The organism is Mycolicibacterium vulneris (assembly GCF_002104765.1).
Lineage (GTDB): Bacteria > Actinomycetota > Actinomycetes > Mycobacteriales > Mycobacteriaceae > Mycobacterium > Mycobacterium vulneris.
Map to the genome: position 1 here is coordinate 87,872 of NZ_NCXM01000013.1, position 15,025 is coordinate 102,896.

Here is a 15,025-nt window from a genome sequence, read left to right on the forward strand (position 1 = left end):
GTCGGCCGCGCCGGTCAGCCGTTTCCGGCGGCGCCCGGGGCGACCTTCCCGGCGGCGGCGAGGATTGCAGCGCCGCGATCAGATCCGCCTCGACCCGGCCTTTGTCGACGCCGAATCGGTGCAGCGGCCCGTTCGCGGCGAAGAACCTGCGTCAAGGTTTGCTCCACGAGGTGCGGGGCGTTCGCTTCTCTGTCAATCTGAGGTATATGAAACTCCTTCTCATTGCGGCAAGCTTTGCCGCCGTAGTCGGAATGGCGGTGCCCGCGCACGCCGATGACACTGACGACGCATTTATCGCGTCATTGGATCAGGCCGGAATCACCTATGCCGACAGCGATAAAGCCGTCGCGGCGGGTAAATGGGTATGTACGACGGTTCAGGGCGGCACCGGCATGTCCGATGTCGTTTCGACGCTGCAATCCAAGAACTCCGACCTGAGCGAAGACAAAGCCAATAAGTTCGCGGCGATCGCCGCCAATACGTACTGCCCGTACGTGGTGTCGGGCAAGAGCACGCCCGCCCCCAGCGCGACAACCACCGGTTCCTCGTAGTTGCCCGCTCGCGGGCGTCCATGTGCGGTGAACGATCCGGGTCTCCTATTCCCGCGCGGACGTGGGATTTGCTGAGCGGTGGTCGGCGGCTATTCGCGGTGCCTCCCGATGCAATCGCGATCCGCAATTTTCGGGGCCCGACGGGTTTGCTGTCCACCGCGATGGTCGGTTGCGCGGGGGCGGGGTGGGCGAGAGTTCACCTCCCGTTCGCCTTACGAGATGCCGACCACCGTCAGGTTTGCGACAATCGCTGCGTTATGCGATTTTTACCGGGTGTGACCAGCCTCGCGACCATGATCATTCTGGCTGCGCCTGCGCACGCGGATATCGACAACGACCAGGACTTCCTCAAAGACCTCCGCGATGCCGGCCTCACCTACCAGGACGGCGGCAGCGCGATCACCATCGGCAAGTCGGTGTGCGAACTGTTCGACGACGGCCAGTCGGACGCGAAGGTCGTGACTGACCTGCGGAACCAGAATCCGGATTTCCAGGGCGCCGCCGCGGCCAAGTTCGCCTACCTGTCCGCCGCCCATTACTGCCCGAAGTACATCACCGGCGAGGAACGCGGTCCGAAGCCGGACGGGGCCGTCGGCAACTGAACTGATTCGAGCGCAATAGGCTGGTGGCCGTGCGCGTCGATCCCGCACCGCTGACATGGGATGCGGCCGCCCAGACTTGGCATGCCGACCTTGTCTCCGCGGCCGTCGTCGCGGTGCTCGCCACCGGGTACGCCTGGTGCTATCGGCGCACCCGCGGCGCCGAGCGTCCGGTCCGCGCCGCGAACGCCGCGTGCTTCGGTGTGGGCATGCTGGTGTGGCTGCTGGCCACGATCAGCGCGCTCGGTGCCTACGCCTATGTCCTTTTCTGGGTGCGCGCGCTGCAGGTGTTGCTGCTGCTCTACGTCGTGCCGTTCTTCATCGCGCAGGCCAAGCCGGTCACCGCCTTTCGCGACGCCGTCGGGCCGGCGGGCCGCGACCGCATCGATCGGTTGCTGGCGACGCGGTTCGCGCGAGTGCTCCTGCATCCGGCGACCACGTCGGTGGCGATGCTCGCCACGCCGTGGCTGCTGTACCTGACGCCCTGGTACACCGCGGCCCTGCAGAACGAGTGGGTCGGTGTGCCGACGCGAATCCTGTTGGTGGCGTTGGGGTTCGGCTACTTCTATGCCCGTCTGCAGGAAGACCCGGTGCCCCGCAGGTATCCACAGTCGATCTCGCTGCTGATCACCGTCGCCGAGGCGCTCGGTGACGGCGTTCTCGGACTGGTCATCTGGCAGGGCTCGTTGATCGGTGCTGCGTATTACGCGGGGCTGCACCGGTCTTGGGGTCCCGACCCGCGGCTCGACCAGACGATCGGTGCGGGCGTCTGGTGGATCCTCGGGGACCTCGTCGGGTGGCCGTTCGTGCTGCTGCTCATGCGCGCGATGTCACGCGACGAGAAGGCGCACGCGGTCGCCGTCGATGCCGAATTGGACGAGGCCGAGGCCAGAGCGCGGGGCGCCGAGGGCGAGGGCGCCGAAACCCCTGCGCCGTCGGGGCTTTGGTGGGAGAACGACCCGCAGCTGCGGGAGCGGTTCCGTCGCTGAAGCGCTAGGCCGCGCGTGCCGTCCACGTGAAGCTCTGCATCTCCGGGATCTGTGGCGCCAGCGCCGCGGCGACGCTGCGACCGATCCGATCGGAGGCCGCCAGCGGGGTGTCGGCGTTCAGAAAGCCTTCCACCTCGACGCGCAGGGTCCGACCGGTCCATCTGGCCCGGGCGTGCGCATGCGTCACACCGGGGACCGAGGCGGCGACGGCCTCGGCGGTGGTGATGATGTCGGGGTCGACGCCGTCGAGCAGGCGGTGCGCGATACCGGCGGTCACCTCCCAGCCGACGTGGCAGATGAATCCGGTGACCACGATCCCGGCGACCGCGTCGGCCCAGCCCCAGCCCAGAGCCACGCCGATCAGCCCGAGCACCGCGCCGCCCGACGACAACGCGTCCAGCCACGAATGCTTGGCGTCGGCCATCATGGTCGCCGACCGAATTCGCCTGCCCACCACCAGTTTGTAGCGGGCCACCAGCTGATTGCCGACCACGCCGACGACCGCCGCGCCGATGCCCCAGCCCACATAACCGGTGCCGCCGTGACGAAGCAGCTTGGTGACGCTTTCGAACCCTGCGACGACGGCGCTGCCCCAGATCACCAGCGCCACCCCGATCCCGGCGAGGTCTTCGGCGCGTTCGTAGCCGTAGGGATACCGCTCGGTGGGCAGCTTGCGCGACGCGCGGAAGCCGATGAACACCAGGGCGCTGGTGGAGACGTCCGACAGGTTGTGCAGCGCGTCGCCCAGCAACGCCACCGAGCCGGACAGCAGCGCGATGACCAACTCGACCAGGCCGGTCAGCGCGAGCCCGGCGGCGCTGACGGCAACGGCGCGATTGGCCTGCCGGCGCTCGCCGGCGTCGTCCGCCACGTTGTCGAGAGGGAAGCTTGCCGCCGGGTCACGCACTCCGTTGATCACATGCATACCGCCAGCATGCCCTACTCGGCGGCGGGTCCCAAGTCCTTTACGGACCCCTCCGTTCGTACACCGTCACGCGGTCGCGTTGGCCCTACCACAGCACCGGTTGGCGGGAATTGACTTCGGCCCATTGTGTTTCGAGGATCTGATGCATCTGGTCGTCACCCGTGCCGCCGCCGCGGCCATCACCGACGTAGATGAGACGATTCCCGTTGTAGGCCAGCAGTATTCGCGCGCCGACGTCCTGGTCGTGGGTCGGTGCCCGGGTTCAGGTCGTAGCAGACGACGTCGACGCCCAGCTGGGTGAGCAGGTAGGCCCCGTAACCCGTGCCCGCTATGGGATCGAGCAACCCGCCTTCGCGTGGTCGGCCACGAACTGCACGGTGTCGGGGTCGGGGACGGTCCGGCAGTATCGGCGTACGAGCCATTGCCGGTTCGGGAGCGGGCCATGTTCTCTTCGACCGTGGGGTCCAGGCTGAAATAGCCGACCACCGGGTTGCCGCCGACGCTGTCGATCTCGACGCAGTCCTTCCGCGTCCGGTAGGGGTTGTCGATGGTCACCGTCGGTGGTCGCGCCGCAGCGACACGTGTGCCTGTGCGGAACCGCTACTTGGCCTGCTCTGGGTTGGACGGGCCATCGCGCCAGGGGCGGGGGCTCTTCGGCAGAATCATGAACGCCACGGGCAGGCGTACCAGCGCGTCGCTGGCGGCGACCTCGAGGAACACGATCTCCATTTCCAGGCGGTTCAACGGCCGCGTTTCCATCATGAAACGCGTCCGCAGGTAGCGGGGCGTCCTGAGCCACTCGACCAAATTCATGCCCGCGACTCTACCCCTTTATCGGAAATACTTTGTTTGCACAATGTTTCACGGCAAGCGCTGCCGATGGGGGCGGAAATTCCAGAACGTCAGCTCATGCTGATGCGAATGTTCTTCACCTGCAGAAACTCGTGCAGGCCTTCGACGCCACCGGTGCGGCCGAACCCGCTCTGCTTGTAGCCGCCGTAGAGGCCCTGGGGTTCGATGTCGCTGTGCCTGTTCACCCACACCGAGCCCGCGCGCATTCACCGGTGCGAAAAACCCGATTATTCAGCCGTTCATAAGCCATTTTTTCCCGGCTGTCCCTATTCTTCGACTTCATGCCGCTACGGGTCGACGGCATCGTGAACGTCCAGAAGAAAGGAATCGCATGATGTCCTCACCTCGCAGGCTGACCGCCTTGGCCGCCCCCCTCTTGGCGGGCGCGGCTCTGGTTGCCAGCGCCGCGGTCGCTACCGCCGATCCCCTCGACGACGCATACCTTGCCCAGTTGCGCGGCGCCGGTTTCAGTTGGCCGCCCGAACACGACGCGGCCCTCACCGGAATGGGCCGCCTGATCTGCGACGACATCGGGTGGGGCTGGACGTATGACCAGATCGCCCAGAGCGTCCACCAGACTCTGGATCCGAGGAACGTGACGTTCGGAGACGTCGGATCCATGGTGAGCCTTGCGCATTCGACCTACTGCCCGCTGCAGCGATGCTGGACCGACCACTGCTGATCACAGCGAAAATTTTGTGCTGCACTAGCTGTGCTCACATGAGCGGGGGTGGCATCAGCCAGCCAAACGAAGGGTCGACATCGTTCTTGTATTGCGGGCAATACGCAACTACCGAGGCGCCGATGAAGTAGCCAGATTGCTTCGGCGACAGGGCCGTTTGCTTCGCCAGCTGTAGCGCAAGCATCGAGACGTTCGGGTTGGTAGCGACGTTGGTGCACACCGTATGAGCCATCGCGATGGCATTGTCGTTGTCGAGCATGGTGATTCCACCCTTGGCAAGGCCCGCGATGAACGCGTCGTCGGTTTCATCCGCTGTTGCCGGCGTTGCGAAGGCCAGCGCGGCGATGGACAGAATTGCTCCGACGGCCGACCACATCCCAACCCTGATCAAGACATGACCTCCCCTCGGTGCGCGGGCCAAATCGGCGGCGAGTCAAGGACGACTTCTTGAACGATAGTCGGTGTCCTTATGCCGCGCGCGACGTGCGCACGTCAGGACGAGCAGTGTGTGGTCTTGATCCGGCCGTTGGGTGACCCCAGCTTGGCCAGCGCGTCGTTCGCGGACGCCGACGTGTCGGGACCCGAGCCGCCCTGGAAACGGCCGGAGGCGCGGTCAAACGCGACCGATGCGCAGCCGTTGCGCGTGCCGGCCACGACCTCACAGGCGTCACCGGCTTCGGCGGTGCAGTGTGCCAGCGCGATTTGGTTCGCCTGGTCCTGACTGCCCCCGGTGCCCCAGCCGGCGGCTCGTCCGGTTCCGACGGACACGGCCAGGGCAACGAAGTCGTCGTCGGCCCGGGCCGTCGGCGTCGGCAGCGCGACGACCCCGGTAACGACCGCAACGACGATGGCAATGATCGACCGCACCGCTTCACTCCTTTGCAATGCTCAGGAGAGGAATTTAGCGCCAAGGACGCTGACCGCGCAGGCAAATGGGCCGCCGCGGCGCCAGGCTACGAGTTGTCTTCCGGGTCTTCGGCCAGGTAGGTCACGTCGTACCACCGCCGGTTCCGTTCGGCGTCGCGAGCTTCGGTCGCGGTTGCCTGCTCGAGCCGGACGTCGGTCAGATGCGGATTATCCACGCGGATGCGGTCTTCGAGCTCGGCATGCAGTGCCTCGCCGTCCAGGGCGATATCCGCGTCCGCTCGGCCCGTGTACCTCGTCCAACTCACGCCCACATTGTGCTCCGGCGATGGCGCCGCGCGAAATCGTCGGGCCACCTGCGGGTCTCACGAACGAATTCACCCTTCGCGAGCCGATCCGTTTCTTCTATACTCGGCATACTCTCGTGGAGGATGCGATGGCTACAGCCTGGGACACGCTCGATCGCTATGTCGTCATCTCGACGGCGACACTGCGCACGCCGAAAGCTACGTCATCGTGGTGCTCATCGGCCCCGATGCCAAGAGCACCCAGTTCATCACCGGCCGCTACATCGACCGGCTCGAGCGGCGAAATGGCCAGTGGCGGATCGCTGTTCGTCGGTCGACAGTTGAGGGCATGTTCATTGCCGGTGCGAGAGTGTTGCGGTCTTCCTTCTTCACCGAGAAGGGATATCTTGTCGGTACCCGAGATCGGGCCGACCTGTCCTACCAACGACCGCTGACGATCGACGCGCCCGCACCTGCCCGGTGGTAGCCAGACGAGCGGATCCAGCACCGCGCATCGCCCCGTCAACGTCATCCCCGCCGTCGTCGCCGCGTAGCCCGTGATCGTGCCAATGACCAAGTTGGCGACACCGGTGGCTCAGCTTGGTTGTTAGATCCCTTTAAGCGCATCGGGGCAACCAAGGTTTGATCTCGCAACCCTCGATTCAACCTGGAGGTGCTTGCAGACTGGGCGCATAGCCTGTTTGCTGTACAAGAGGCGTCGGCAGCCGATTGAGGGTAGGAATCCTCATTCCGCGGGGATCTAAACAGCGGGGAGGGCCGTATTTTATTGCGGCACATACTATTTAACCCGACCGAGGGAATGGCTGCTTCCCTAACGTCTTCTAGTGGCCTCTTCAACGTGGGGCACCTCGCGACCCATTCTGGCCGTGATAGATGGCGATTAATGACCAAGGCGTTTGCGGCAATAGCAGATCACTGGTTCTGATGGGTTGAGTGTGCCCCTTAAGCGAATCGACGAATTGAAGCCCGGAGACAGGATCCGGATGAAGATCGGGCACGCCACCGTCGTTGCCACTGAGCCCCTGGACGACGACCGCACCATGCTCACCTTTACCTACGGGACGAAGGGCCCCGCCGACAACGCGCTCACAGTGGATGTCCTCGACGACAACGAGTGGGGTTGGTGAGGCGAAAAGAACCTTGTCGGCGACGGTTCGGCATATGACTATTGGATGGGTACGGGCCCGCAGGAGGAACCATGGCTGCATACCGTCTGACAGGCTTCGCCGGTGTATCCGCCTCTTCGCTCGCGATTGCCCTGCAGATTTCCCCGGCGGCTTTCGCCGACAATCCGTCCTGGAACGGCCAGTACGCGATCACGTTCATGGTTGGCCCCAAGGCCGGGACCAGCATGGCGGTCGGTGACCCTGAGACGCAGCACACCGAGACCTACGGGTTCCGCTCGACCTGTACCAGCGGGAAGTGCGTCGCCACCATCGTCAGTGGCCCCCCGCCGACCAACCCGACGGTTCCGCAGCCGGTGCAGTTCACCTGGGATGGAAAATCCTGGTCACAGACCAACGATTTTCAGTGGGACTGCATGATGCCTGACACCACGATCCAATGGAATCCGGCCCGAGCCGAGACGCGCTACACGCCCCAACCCGATGGGTCGCTCGCCGGCGTCATGCACACCGACATCTTGAGCGGCGCGTGCCAGGGCACGATCGACATGGATATGTCGGCCGTGCGCGTGTGAATCTGCTTTCGCGACTGCGCGTGCTATGCACCGTCGTTGCCGTCGCGCAGATTCAGTTGCCCCGCAAGATAATTCGCTCAGGTATGGACTTTCCAGCCCGCCAATGGGGTTGGTGCCGCGGGAGCGTCGGGATCGTTGAACTCGATGTAAACGTCGCCCTGCTTGATTGTGCTGTCGTAGGCGATGAATCCGTGGGCGGTCTGGCCGTTGGTGACGCTGCCCGAGCGCAGCGGCGGCACCTTGTTGATCTTCTGGTAATCAACCAGAGAGGAGCCGCCCTGGACATCGCGGTTCGGGTCTTGCCGCCACGGGGAAGAGGCGGCGGTCAGTGAGGCCTGGCTGTAGTTGAACGGCGCGGTGGACTTGCCTTGGATGGTCAGTTCGATGACGTTGCAGCCCCCGCCGCCGGAGCAGCCGGACGAGACCCAGGTCGCGTTGTTGAGCGTGACGTCGGCGGTCGCGGTGCTGTACTCCGTGACATGGATGCTGGTGCCGGATTTTCCCGTCGGGAAAGGCGACTGCTGCGAATTCGGATCGGCGGTGACGTGGGGGGCGGTCAAACCCGCCGTCAGCGCCAGCGTCGCTGCGAGTGCGCTCATGTGAGCAGGCCTGATCACTGCCAGAAGATAGCGCATTCGGGGATTTCACCGCGAGTTCGCGCCCGTTGACGCCAGCATCCGGAACCACCAATGAAGGCTGGCGTCACGGCTGCGGCGGTGCAGGCGGGTTGTCCCAACTGCCGGGCGTGCCGGCCGGCACCTGCACCCCGAGCCAGTTGCACGGCATCATCGATCGCCACGCGATGAACGCGCATTGCTGCTCGGGCGTCAACGGGCTGGGACCCGCGCATGGCGGCGTTCCCGGCGCGCCGCAGATCGGATCGGCCGATGAGAGCGGTGCGTAGGCGAAAGTGGCAGCCGCGAACATCAGCGCGGCGGCGGTGATCATGGTGGTGACGAGACGTCGGGTGCGATGCATAGCCCCTCGAATCTGTAGCGCTTGCGCAGATCGTAACCCCAGCTCAGGAGACGGTTCGGCTGTTTGAAAAATGCCCGGCTCAACTCGCAGAATCGGCGGAATGGGCACATGTCGACACCCGGCCGGCGGACGGGAAGCCCGCTCGGCCACACCACCATTCGGCAAGACGTAATTAAAGGTCTTGGCGCACAACGTGTTTCAAAAACTAAACGTGCGCCTTACGACGATTTAGCCGGGGGTGGTTGCGCTAGTGCGGCAGGTTGGCCAGATAGCACCGCACTCGGGTGGCGGCGTCCTCTGGCTTGACTCCCATATCGATCAATCTCCGAACGACTTCGGCCGAGGGTATGCCAGAACCGATGTCGTTATCGATCACATGCAGGCTGGGGAACCAATTCTCTGCGCTGACTCCCGGTGGGGGAGGCTTCGCGCCACCCCCGACGCACTGAGCGTAACCATTGACGCCTGTTTCAGCGTGAGCCGGCGGCGCACCCATCGGCACAGCAATGGCGAGGCCGACCGTCGCAGCGGCGTACATAAGACGCATCCTGGCATTATTGCGCGTTCGGGTTCTTTGACAACCACGAATTTGGGTCGCCACCGTGAACACGCCTCTCGAAGGTGCATAACGGCCCGGCCGGAACTCGGTGGGGGACCGATTCCACATCGATTTTCCCTCTCAGTAGCCGCCGCCGGCCTTACACTGCATGAGAAATGAGCGCCTATCAGACGGTCGTGGTCGGCACAGATGGCTCGGACTCCTCGCTGCGCGCGGTGGAGCGCGCGGCCGCGATCGCTGCGGATCATGGCGCGAAATTGATCGTTGTGACGGCACACCTCCCCGTTCCCGAGGAACGCGGCCGCTACGCCATCCCGCCGGGCAGCGACCACGGTCAGGACTACCGGACGGTGGGCGAGGCCCCGTACTACGCGATCCTGCGCGACGCCAGGGAGCGGGCGCACCAAGTCGGGGCCACGAACGTCGAGGAGAAGTCGGTTGTCGGCGCCCCCATCAACGTGCTCGTGCAGCTCGCGGAGGAGGTCGATGCCGACCTGCTGGTCGTTGGCAACGTCGGACTGAGCAGCGTCGCCGGCCGGCTGCTGGGATCGGTTCCTTCCGCCGTCTCCCGCAGGGCCAAGACCGACGTGCTGATCGTGCACACCACCGACGCCTGAGCCTCGTTGAGAATTGGTCGGGTCAGCCCGGCAATCGTTTGCTGATTACCAATCGCTACAGCTGGGTAATCATGTGACGTGCGTCTCACCTCCGCCGCCGCGATCGGCACCGCTATCGCCGTCTTGTTCAGCGCCCCGGCGACGCTGATGGTCGCGTCCGCTCACGCCGACTTCAGTGGTTACCGCAGCTGCGTGGGAAAGATGACTGAACCTGTGGCGGGACATGACCCCCAAAATTTGCAGCTCGTCGGCGTCATTGAGCAGGATCTCGATTCTGGCGTTTCCCCTCCGGCTGAGGCTCAGAGGGTAGCGCAGACGGGATTCGACCCGTCCTTTGCCAAAGGGATTGTTCAGTGTGTGATTGAAGAGCGCCCGTAGCAAGTCATCCGTGAGCGGCATCCGCTGCCGCAATCAACGCCTGGGCCAGCTTTCGGGCTTCGGCCGGCGCGATGATCGGGGTATCGGGACAGTCGATGACGACCTGACACTCAGCGTGCCCGTCAACGTATTGCCGCCCGATGACGGAGACCACGATATCGGCCTGTGGCCCGTGGTTGATACTCCACTCCGGGCCGTCGAAAACCCTGAACGCTGCCTCGACGTTCTCCCATTCGTCGACCCTGGTTGCCCCGGTCGGAGGTGCAAGGTTGGATTTCATGGCTAGATCGTTTCCGCGATCCGGGGCGCGGGCACGAGTAGTCCACTACTCCACTTGTGCTGGCACGGTCCGTCATTTGGCGGATTGCGTTGTCGACCAAAGTCGACCGGGTTCGTCATATTTGCAACAACTCTGTTGCGCGATACTGGGTTTGGTCGTGTCGGTGAGATAGACATTAACGCCGTTGTCCACGACGGCCCGGAGTCAATCGATCGGCAGTCCATCAAAAGCAGGCCCCTGCCGCGGTGGAACGTAGCACCTCGCGTGATACCGGTCGGTCCGCCATTTCAGGGCGTAGGTAGCCTCCGGCTTGGTGGGTAGGCCTGAAAGATGCTGGTGGGCAGCAGAAATGCGGTCTCAGGTTTTTCCTACCGGGCGCGGCGGGGATTGGCCATCGGGAGTGCACGCTGGGCCGGGCGGTCCAAGCATCGATGCCTTACCAACGGGCTAGCCAGCGGGGCGGGGACCCCACTGGGGCTTCCGGGCCTAGGTCTCATGTGCCGTTGTGATCTTAATCTGCAGGATGCAAACCGAAATGGACCGTTCCGAAACCGGTGCTCAGCGAGACGGAGCGGGCATCAACGAAGCCCGCTTCCAACATCGCCTTGCTCAGCTCGTCCCGCGACAGCCAGGTGCGGATGGAATCGGACGTGTAATGGTGGGCGTCGCGATGCCAAGAAAACGCCCAGCCCACCGTCGGCATCACGCCGAAGTAGAGCAAGTCATGAACGACTTTCAACGGCTTCGAGTTCGGCGTACTGAAGTCGAGCACCATCAACCGGCCACCCGGCCGCAGGACTCGCCAGAACTCACGTAGCGCCTGCCCGCGATCCGCGACGTTGCGCAGCCCGAAGCCGATTGTGACCACGTCGAACCATGCATCCGGGAAACGCAGATCCATGGCGTCGCCCTCCTGGAAGTCGACGGCCCCCCGCTGCCGGCCTCGGGCGACCTCAAGCATCGCCGCGCAGGAGTCGACGGCCACCACCTCGCCTGCCGGCCCGACAGCGGCCTCCTCCACGAGCGCGAGATCGCCCGTCCCGGTCGCAACATCCAGCACCCGTTCGCCGGGCCGAAGGGCGCAAAGCTCGATGGCCTGCTTCTTCCATACGCGATGAAGCCCCACCGTCCACACATCGGTCATCACGTCGTAGCGCGGCGCCAGCGCCGAAAACAGCTCCTTGACGTACCTGCTCTTAGCTTCGTCCGACTCGTTCCATCGCCGCGTAACCATCAGGAGCCTCCGAACATCGCGACGTTGCCCCCGATTCGTCGACGAAAGCGTAAGCGCTTTCACGCGTACTGACATCGGCAATTACGAGAATTACCGCGACTGGGCGTAGCCCAACTCGGCTAGTTCGAGAGGAGAGCAGAGTCGACCCGACCAACTATCTGGACGCGGCGCGAGAGCGATTTGATGCCACCCACTCCGACGAGTCTCGGTGCTTACTGGCCACGCAGTTCACGTTCAGTTCACGCATCGAGAATTGGGGGTAGAAAACCACATCTGACGTGGAGCAACCTTGGTGCGCGATACTGGGATTGAACCAGTGACCTCTTCCGTGTCAGGGAAGCGCTCTCCCGCTGAGCTAATCGCGCCGGGAAACCAAAAGCTGGAGGTGGAGACGGGAATCGAACCCGTGTGCACGGCTTTGCAGGCCGTTGCCTCACCACTCGGCCACTCCACCGTTGGGGTCCACGCCACTTGCACCTTCGAGCGGATGACGGGATTCGAACCCGCGACCCTCACCTTGGCAAGGTGATGCGCTACCAACTGCGCTACATCCGCGCGCCTCGGACGAGATCGTCGCCCGGTGCGAAGCACGACGATAGTCCACGTGAGCGGGCACATACAAATTTCTTGGTACAAGCCGTGTCTACGCTATCGCGACGACCTGGCACACGACGAGGCCGGTATTGTCGGGGGCTGGCGCGTGCTAATCTTCGACGTCGTTCGCCATCTCGGCGCCGGTCCCGTGGCTCAGTGGGAGAGCGTCCGCTTCACACGCGGAAGGTCGCTGGTTCGATCCCAGCCGGGACCACCTCAAGACGATGCAGGACAGGTACTTGTTTCTGCGAGGTTGGTGGCCTCGAGATCGCATCCGAAACAGGCGAAAATCCGCAGTTTTTCGCCTGTTTCGCGGCGGACGACCGGCGGACCATCGTCCGGCGATCACCCTGCGGATTCTCCGGCCAACCGCACGGGTCAACCACCGTTTTGTTGTCTGTCGAACCGATGCGTGGTCACGGCCGCTCTGCGTCACGAGAGGCGGAACAGTCCTGCGGGTAGCAGCGGTACGCTCGTCACAGCCCTCGAACTAGGAAAAGGTGGAGGGATGCTAATGCGGAGACCCCCGGGCGCTTCTGCTGCTGCCGGAGTCGTGTTCGGTTAAATGTGGCGATCCACGAGCAGCTGATCGCCGCCGTCGACGGCCGGCGCGGGATAGAAGCCGCCGACTCCCTATGCCACGCTTGCGTAATCTTCCTCGAGGTTGACGCAGCGGCGATTTCGCTCGTCTTCGACGGCGCTAGCAGCGGCACACTGGGATCCAGCAGCCCAGCCGCGCGCATGTACGACGAATTGCAGTTCACGCTCGGCGAGGGACCGTGCCTGGACTCTGTCACGCGGCGGATTCCGATTCTGGTCGTCGACCTCGCCGATCCAGGCGAGGCTCGGTGGACCGCCTACCGGCCCGCCATGCTGGCTCACGGCGTCAGAAGCGTTTATGCGATACCGGTCGTCGTGGCCGGCGAATTCGTCGGCGCCCTCGACCTGTTCCGGGTGCAGCCTGGCCCGCCGCCGGACGAGGATTTGGTTGGCGCGGTCGCCGCCGCGGAGCTTGCGGGCATCCCGCTGCTGGACCTCCTGGACGCCGACCTGCAGGCAGCCGTCGCTGACCCCACCAGCAATGCCTGGGCCGAACTCAACACGCTGAGCCGCTCGGAGGTCAGCCAGGCCACCGGAATGCTCGTCGCCCAGCTGGAGGTTGAGCCGGCCGAGGCCCTTGTCCGGCTGCGCGCTCACGCCTACGCCACGGGCCGCAGCGCCACCGACGTGGCCCGCGACATCCTCGAGCGCCGGCTGAAGCTAGAGGCCGACTAATGCGGGCTCGCACAGGCAGGAACTCGTCCGGGAAGGAGGCACTGTGACTGACACTCCCCGTGAAACCCGGGTGCTGGACGCCGTCGTCTCGCTCGTCGACAGCCTGCTCGACGACTTCGACATCGTCGACCTGCTGACCGACCTCACCGAGCGATGTGCCGAGCTGCTCGACGTCGAGGCCGCGGGATTTCTGCTCGCCGACCCGCTGCACCAGCTCCGGCTGCTGGCCGCCACCTCGGAGCAGGCCCGTGCACTCGAACTCTTCCAGCTGCAAGCCGACGAAGGCCCATGCGTGGACTGCTACACCACGGCTCGACCGGTTTCGATAGCTGACGTGCAACGAGTGGCAGGGCGGTGGCCGCGGTTCGTTCCCGCCGCGGTGGGGGCGGGCTTCGCCTCCGTGCACGCCGTTCCGATGCGCGCCGCCGGCATCGTGTTGGGCGCGTTGGGTTTGTTCGGCACCCGCCCGGGCGAGCTCAGTGAGGCCGACCTGCTCGTCGGCCAGACCCTGACTCACATCGCATGCGTTGCGATCCTGGCGGAACACCCGCCCACACCTTCCACCGTCATGCCGCAACTACGCTCCGCACTGACCAGTCGCGTCATCATCGAGCAGGCCAAAGGCTTCCTTCGTGAAACGCTGGGTGTGTCCGTGGAGGAAGCGTTCCATCTGTTGCGCACCTACGCGCGGGCCAAACGCCAACACTTGACCGACGTCGCCCGCAGATTGATGACCGATCGGGCTTCCCGCCCGATAATGCTGGCGGAGTTGACCGAACTCGCGGCCGCGCCACCGCGCTGACGGGTTCAGCGATGCCGTGCGCGGGCACGCCGCACGGCCTCTTCGACCAGCCGTTCGGCGACGACGTTCAGCTTCATGTTCTCGGTCTGGCTGATGTGGGCGAGCCGGCCGAAGGCCTCGTCGGCGGTGCTGCCCGACCTGCTACGGATGATGCCGATCGCCTGGTCGATCACCGCGCGGCTGTCCAACGCGCGCTGCAATCGCAGCGTCCGTTGCTGGGCGTTGGCTAGCAACTGCGCGTTGTGCACCGATACCGCGGCGGGCCTGGCGAACTGCGAGCCCAACCGCACCGCGTGCTCGCCGAAGGCGTCGCGGGTTTTGGCATAGGCGTTGATCGCCCCGATCACCTCGTCGGCGACGATCAACGGGAGCGCTAGAGCGGAGTGCACGCGCATCCGCGCCACGCGGCCGCCGAAGTGCGGCCAACGGCTGTCACTGCCCAGCGATCCGCTGACTGTGGCCCGCCGCGACTGCATACAGGTGATGCAGGGCCCCTCGTTGAGTTCGTCGTACTGAACGGTGTCGATCTCGTCGACGAGTGTCGCGGTGGCCGCCCACGTCCGGACGCTGGATATGCCGTGTCCCGGTTCGATCAAGGCGACGCCCACACCGTCGGCATCGGGAATCGCCTGGGCGGCAAACTCCGCGACGTCCCCAAGGAGGTCGATCACCGCTTGGGCACCCGCCACGATCCCGGCCACTCCGCGGAGCCCGGCATACAGTTCCGCCTCGTCTGCTTCCCGTTGGGCGGGGGAGGGTTCGGATTGTGCCGGCGCTGTGCGACCGGGCTGGGCGTCGAAGTCGGTCAATATCGCCTCCTCCGACAAACTTACTCTTCG

Annotated in this window: 22 protein-coding genes, 4 tRNA genes and 1 pseudogene; 12 read left to right on the forward strand and 15 right to left on the reverse strand. The window is 64.8% G+C overall.

All coding sequences use genetic code 11. The features are described from left to right. Positions 1 to 251 precede the first annotated feature (251 nt). The 3 genes from B8W69_RS14315 to B8W69_RS14325 all read left to right on the forward strand — a co-directional run bounded on the left by B8W69_RS14315 (position 252) and on the right by B8W69_RS14325 (position 2,139). Positions 252 to 551: a DUF732 domain-containing protein gene (locus tag B8W69_RS14315; RefSeq protein WP_245843245.1), complete on the forward strand. Its 300-nt coding sequence runs from the start codon at positions 252 to 254 to the stop codon at positions 549 to 551. A gap of 257 nt (positions 552 to 808) precedes the next feature. After that, the gene (locus B8W69_RS14320; RefSeq protein ID WP_085290449.1) at positions 809 to 1,153 is read left to right on the forward strand and encodes a DUF732 domain-containing protein; all 345 of its coding nucleotides are present in this window, start codon (positions 809 to 811) and stop codon (positions 1,151 to 1,153) included. Positions 1,154 to 1,182: 29 nt separating this feature from the next. Further along, a complete protein-coding gene (locus B8W69_RS14325) occupies positions 1,183 to 2,139 on the forward strand; it encodes a cytochrome c oxidase assembly protein (RefSeq protein ID WP_085290533.1) in 957 nt (318 codons plus the stop codon). A gap of 4 nt (positions 2,140 to 2,143) precedes the next feature. Here B8W69_RS14325 and B8W69_RS14330 read toward each other — a convergent pair whose 3' ends face one another. The 3 genes and pseudogenes from B8W69_RS14330 to B8W69_RS14340 form a co-directional block, all read right to left on the reverse strand. Further along, positions 2,144 to 3,064: a cation diffusion facilitator family transporter gene (locus B8W69_RS14330; protein WP_085290450.1), complete on the reverse strand. Its 921-nt coding sequence runs from the start codon at positions 3,062 to 3,064 to the stop codon at positions 2,144 to 2,146. A 600-nt stretch (positions 3,065 to 3,664) separates the two neighbouring features. After that, positions 3,665 to 3,877 (reverse strand): hypothetical protein, encoded by a 213-nt coding sequence (locus B8W69_RS14335; RefSeq protein WP_085290451.1) that lies wholly within the window; start codon positions 3,875 to 3,877, stop codon positions 3,665 to 3,667. An 89-nt stretch (positions 3,878 to 3,966) separates the two neighbouring features. Continuing rightward, positions 3,967 to 4,122 (reverse strand): annotated as a pseudogene (locus B8W69_RS14340) (aldehyde dehydrogenase family protein); the annotation flags it as partial. A 125-nt stretch (positions 4,123 to 4,247) separates the two neighbouring features. Here B8W69_RS14340 and B8W69_RS14345 point away from each other — a divergent pair. Further along, positions 4,248 to 4,598: a DUF732 domain-containing protein gene (locus B8W69_RS14345; RefSeq protein WP_439330615.1), complete on the forward strand. Its 351-nt coding sequence runs from the start codon at positions 4,248 to 4,250 to the stop codon at positions 4,596 to 4,598. Positions 4,599 to 4,632: 34 nt separating this feature from the next. On the opposite strand, the gene B8W69_RS14350 is transcribed toward B8W69_RS14345, so the two are convergent. The 3 genes from B8W69_RS14350 to B8W69_RS14360 form a co-directional block, all read right to left on the reverse strand. After that, positions 4,633 to 4,974, reverse strand: coding sequence for a DUF732 domain-containing protein (locus B8W69_RS14350; RefSeq protein WP_085290452.1), 342 nt, complete (start codon positions 4,972 to 4,974; stop codon positions 4,633 to 4,635). Positions 4,975 to 5,090: 116 nt separating this feature from the next. Further along, complete coding sequence (locus B8W69_RS14355) at positions 5,091 to 5,465, reverse strand: DUF4189 domain-containing protein (protein WP_085290453.1); 375 nt, start codon at positions 5,463 to 5,465, stop codon at positions 5,091 to 5,093. 86 nt (positions 5,466 to 5,551) lie between these two features. After that, positions 5,552 to 5,770, reverse strand: coding sequence for a hypothetical protein (locus tag B8W69_RS14360; protein WP_085290535.1), 219 nt, complete (start codon positions 5,768 to 5,770; stop codon positions 5,552 to 5,554). Here B8W69_RS14360 and B8W69_RS31795 point away from each other — a divergent pair. The 3 genes from B8W69_RS31795 to B8W69_RS14370 all read left to right on the forward strand — a co-directional run bounded on the left by B8W69_RS31795 (position 5,685) and on the right by B8W69_RS14370 (position 7,469). Next, the gene (locus tag B8W69_RS31795; RefSeq protein ID WP_281255226.1) at positions 5,685 to 6,236 is read left to right on the forward strand and encodes a nuclear transport factor 2 family protein; all 552 of its coding nucleotides are present in this window, start codon (positions 5,685 to 5,687) and stop codon (positions 6,234 to 6,236) included. The two genes, B8W69_RS14360 and B8W69_RS31795, sit on opposite strands and share 86 nt — an antisense overlap. A 517-nt stretch (positions 6,237 to 6,753) precedes the next feature. Next, the gene (locus B8W69_RS30620; protein ID WP_165762614.1) at positions 6,754 to 6,897 is read left to right on the forward strand and encodes a hypothetical protein; all 144 of its coding nucleotides are present in this window, start codon (positions 6,754 to 6,756) and stop codon (positions 6,895 to 6,897) included. A gap of 71 nt (positions 6,898 to 6,968) precedes the next feature. Beyond that, complete coding sequence (locus tag B8W69_RS14370; RefSeq protein ID WP_085290455.1) at positions 6,969 to 7,469, forward strand: Rv2253 family sensor-like surface protein; 501 nt, start codon at positions 6,969 to 6,971, stop codon at positions 7,467 to 7,469. A 77-nt stretch (positions 7,470 to 7,546) separates the two neighbouring features. On the opposite strand, the gene B8W69_RS14375 is transcribed toward B8W69_RS14370, so the two are convergent. The 3 genes from B8W69_RS14375 to B8W69_RS31995 all read right to left on the reverse strand — a co-directional run bounded on the left by B8W69_RS14375 (position 7,547) and on the right by B8W69_RS31995 (position 8,994). Next, entirely contained in the window at positions 7,547 to 8,068 is a 522-nt protein-coding gene (locus B8W69_RS14375) for a hypothetical protein (protein ID WP_085290456.1), read from the reverse strand. A 103-nt stretch (positions 8,069 to 8,171) separates the two neighbouring features. Beyond that, complete coding sequence (locus B8W69_RS14380; RefSeq protein ID WP_085290457.1) at positions 8,172 to 8,447, reverse strand: hypothetical protein; 276 nt, start codon at positions 8,445 to 8,447, stop codon at positions 8,172 to 8,174. 247 nt (positions 8,448 to 8,694) lie between these two features. Further along, positions 8,695 to 8,994 (reverse strand): hypothetical protein, encoded by a 300-nt coding sequence (locus B8W69_RS31995; RefSeq protein ID WP_085290458.1) that lies wholly within the window; start codon positions 8,992 to 8,994, stop codon positions 8,695 to 8,697. Positions 8,995 to 9,161: 167 nt separating this feature from the next. On the opposite strand from B8W69_RS31995, the gene B8W69_RS14390 reads away from it, so the two are divergent. Together B8W69_RS14390 and B8W69_RS14395 are read left to right on the forward strand one after the other, a co-directional pair. After that, positions 9,162 to 9,623, forward strand: coding sequence for a universal stress protein (locus tag B8W69_RS14390; protein ID WP_085290459.1), 462 nt, complete (start codon positions 9,162 to 9,164; stop codon positions 9,621 to 9,623). 78 nt (positions 9,624 to 9,701) lie between these two features. After that, entirely contained in the window at positions 9,702 to 10,001 is a 300-nt protein-coding gene (locus B8W69_RS14395; RefSeq protein ID WP_085290460.1) for a hypothetical protein, read from the forward strand. 4 nt (positions 10,002 to 10,005) lie between these two features. Here B8W69_RS14395 and B8W69_RS14400 read toward each other — a convergent pair whose 3' ends face one another. The 5 genes from B8W69_RS14400 to B8W69_RS14420 form a co-directional block, all read right to left on the reverse strand. Beyond that, on the reverse strand, positions 10,006 to 10,281 hold the full coding sequence (locus tag B8W69_RS14400; RefSeq protein WP_085290461.1) for a hypothetical protein: 276 nt from the start codon (positions 10,279 to 10,281) through the stop codon (positions 10,006 to 10,008). Between the two features lie 511 nt (positions 10,282 to 10,792). Further along, positions 10,793 to 11,590: a ubiquinone/menaquinone biosynthesis methyltransferase gene (locus B8W69_RS14405; RefSeq protein WP_085290462.1), complete on the reverse strand. Its 798-nt coding sequence runs from the start codon at positions 11,588 to 11,590 to the stop codon at positions 10,793 to 10,795. 215 nt (positions 11,591 to 11,805) lie between these two features. Next, positions 11,806 to 11,880: transfer RNA gene (locus B8W69_RS14410), tRNA-Val, on the reverse strand. 15 nt (positions 11,881 to 11,895) lie between these two features. Continuing rightward, positions 11,896 to 11,969 (reverse strand) — tRNA-Cys (locus B8W69_RS14415). A gap of 28 nt (positions 11,970 to 11,997) precedes the next feature. Further along, a tRNA-Gly gene (locus B8W69_RS14420) sits at positions 11,998 to 12,070 on the reverse strand. Positions 12,071 to 12,251: 181 nt separating this feature from the next. Here B8W69_RS14420 and B8W69_RS14425 point away from each other — a divergent pair. The 3 genes from B8W69_RS14425 (at position 12,252) to B8W69_RS14435 (ending at position 14,186) form a co-directional block, all read left to right on the forward strand. Then, positions 12,252 to 12,323 (forward strand) — tRNA-Val (locus B8W69_RS14425). Positions 12,324 to 12,676: 353 nt separating this feature from the next. Beyond that, on the forward strand, positions 12,677 to 13,384 hold the full coding sequence (locus B8W69_RS14430) for a GAF and ANTAR domain-containing protein (RefSeq protein ID WP_085290463.1): 708 nt from the start codon (positions 12,677 to 12,679) through the stop codon (positions 13,382 to 13,384). 43 nt (positions 13,385 to 13,427) lie between these two features. Beyond that, entirely contained in the window at positions 13,428 to 14,186 is a 759-nt protein-coding gene (locus B8W69_RS14435) for a GAF and ANTAR domain-containing protein (RefSeq protein ID WP_085290464.1), read from the forward strand. Between the two features lie 5 nt (positions 14,187 to 14,191). Here B8W69_RS14435 and B8W69_RS14440 read toward each other — a convergent pair whose 3' ends face one another. Beyond that, positions 14,192 to 14,995: a GAF and ANTAR domain-containing protein gene (locus B8W69_RS14440; protein ID WP_085290465.1), complete on the reverse strand. Its 804-nt coding sequence runs from the start codon at positions 14,993 to 14,995 to the stop codon at positions 14,192 to 14,194. Positions 14,996 to 15,025 lie beyond the last annotated feature (30 nt).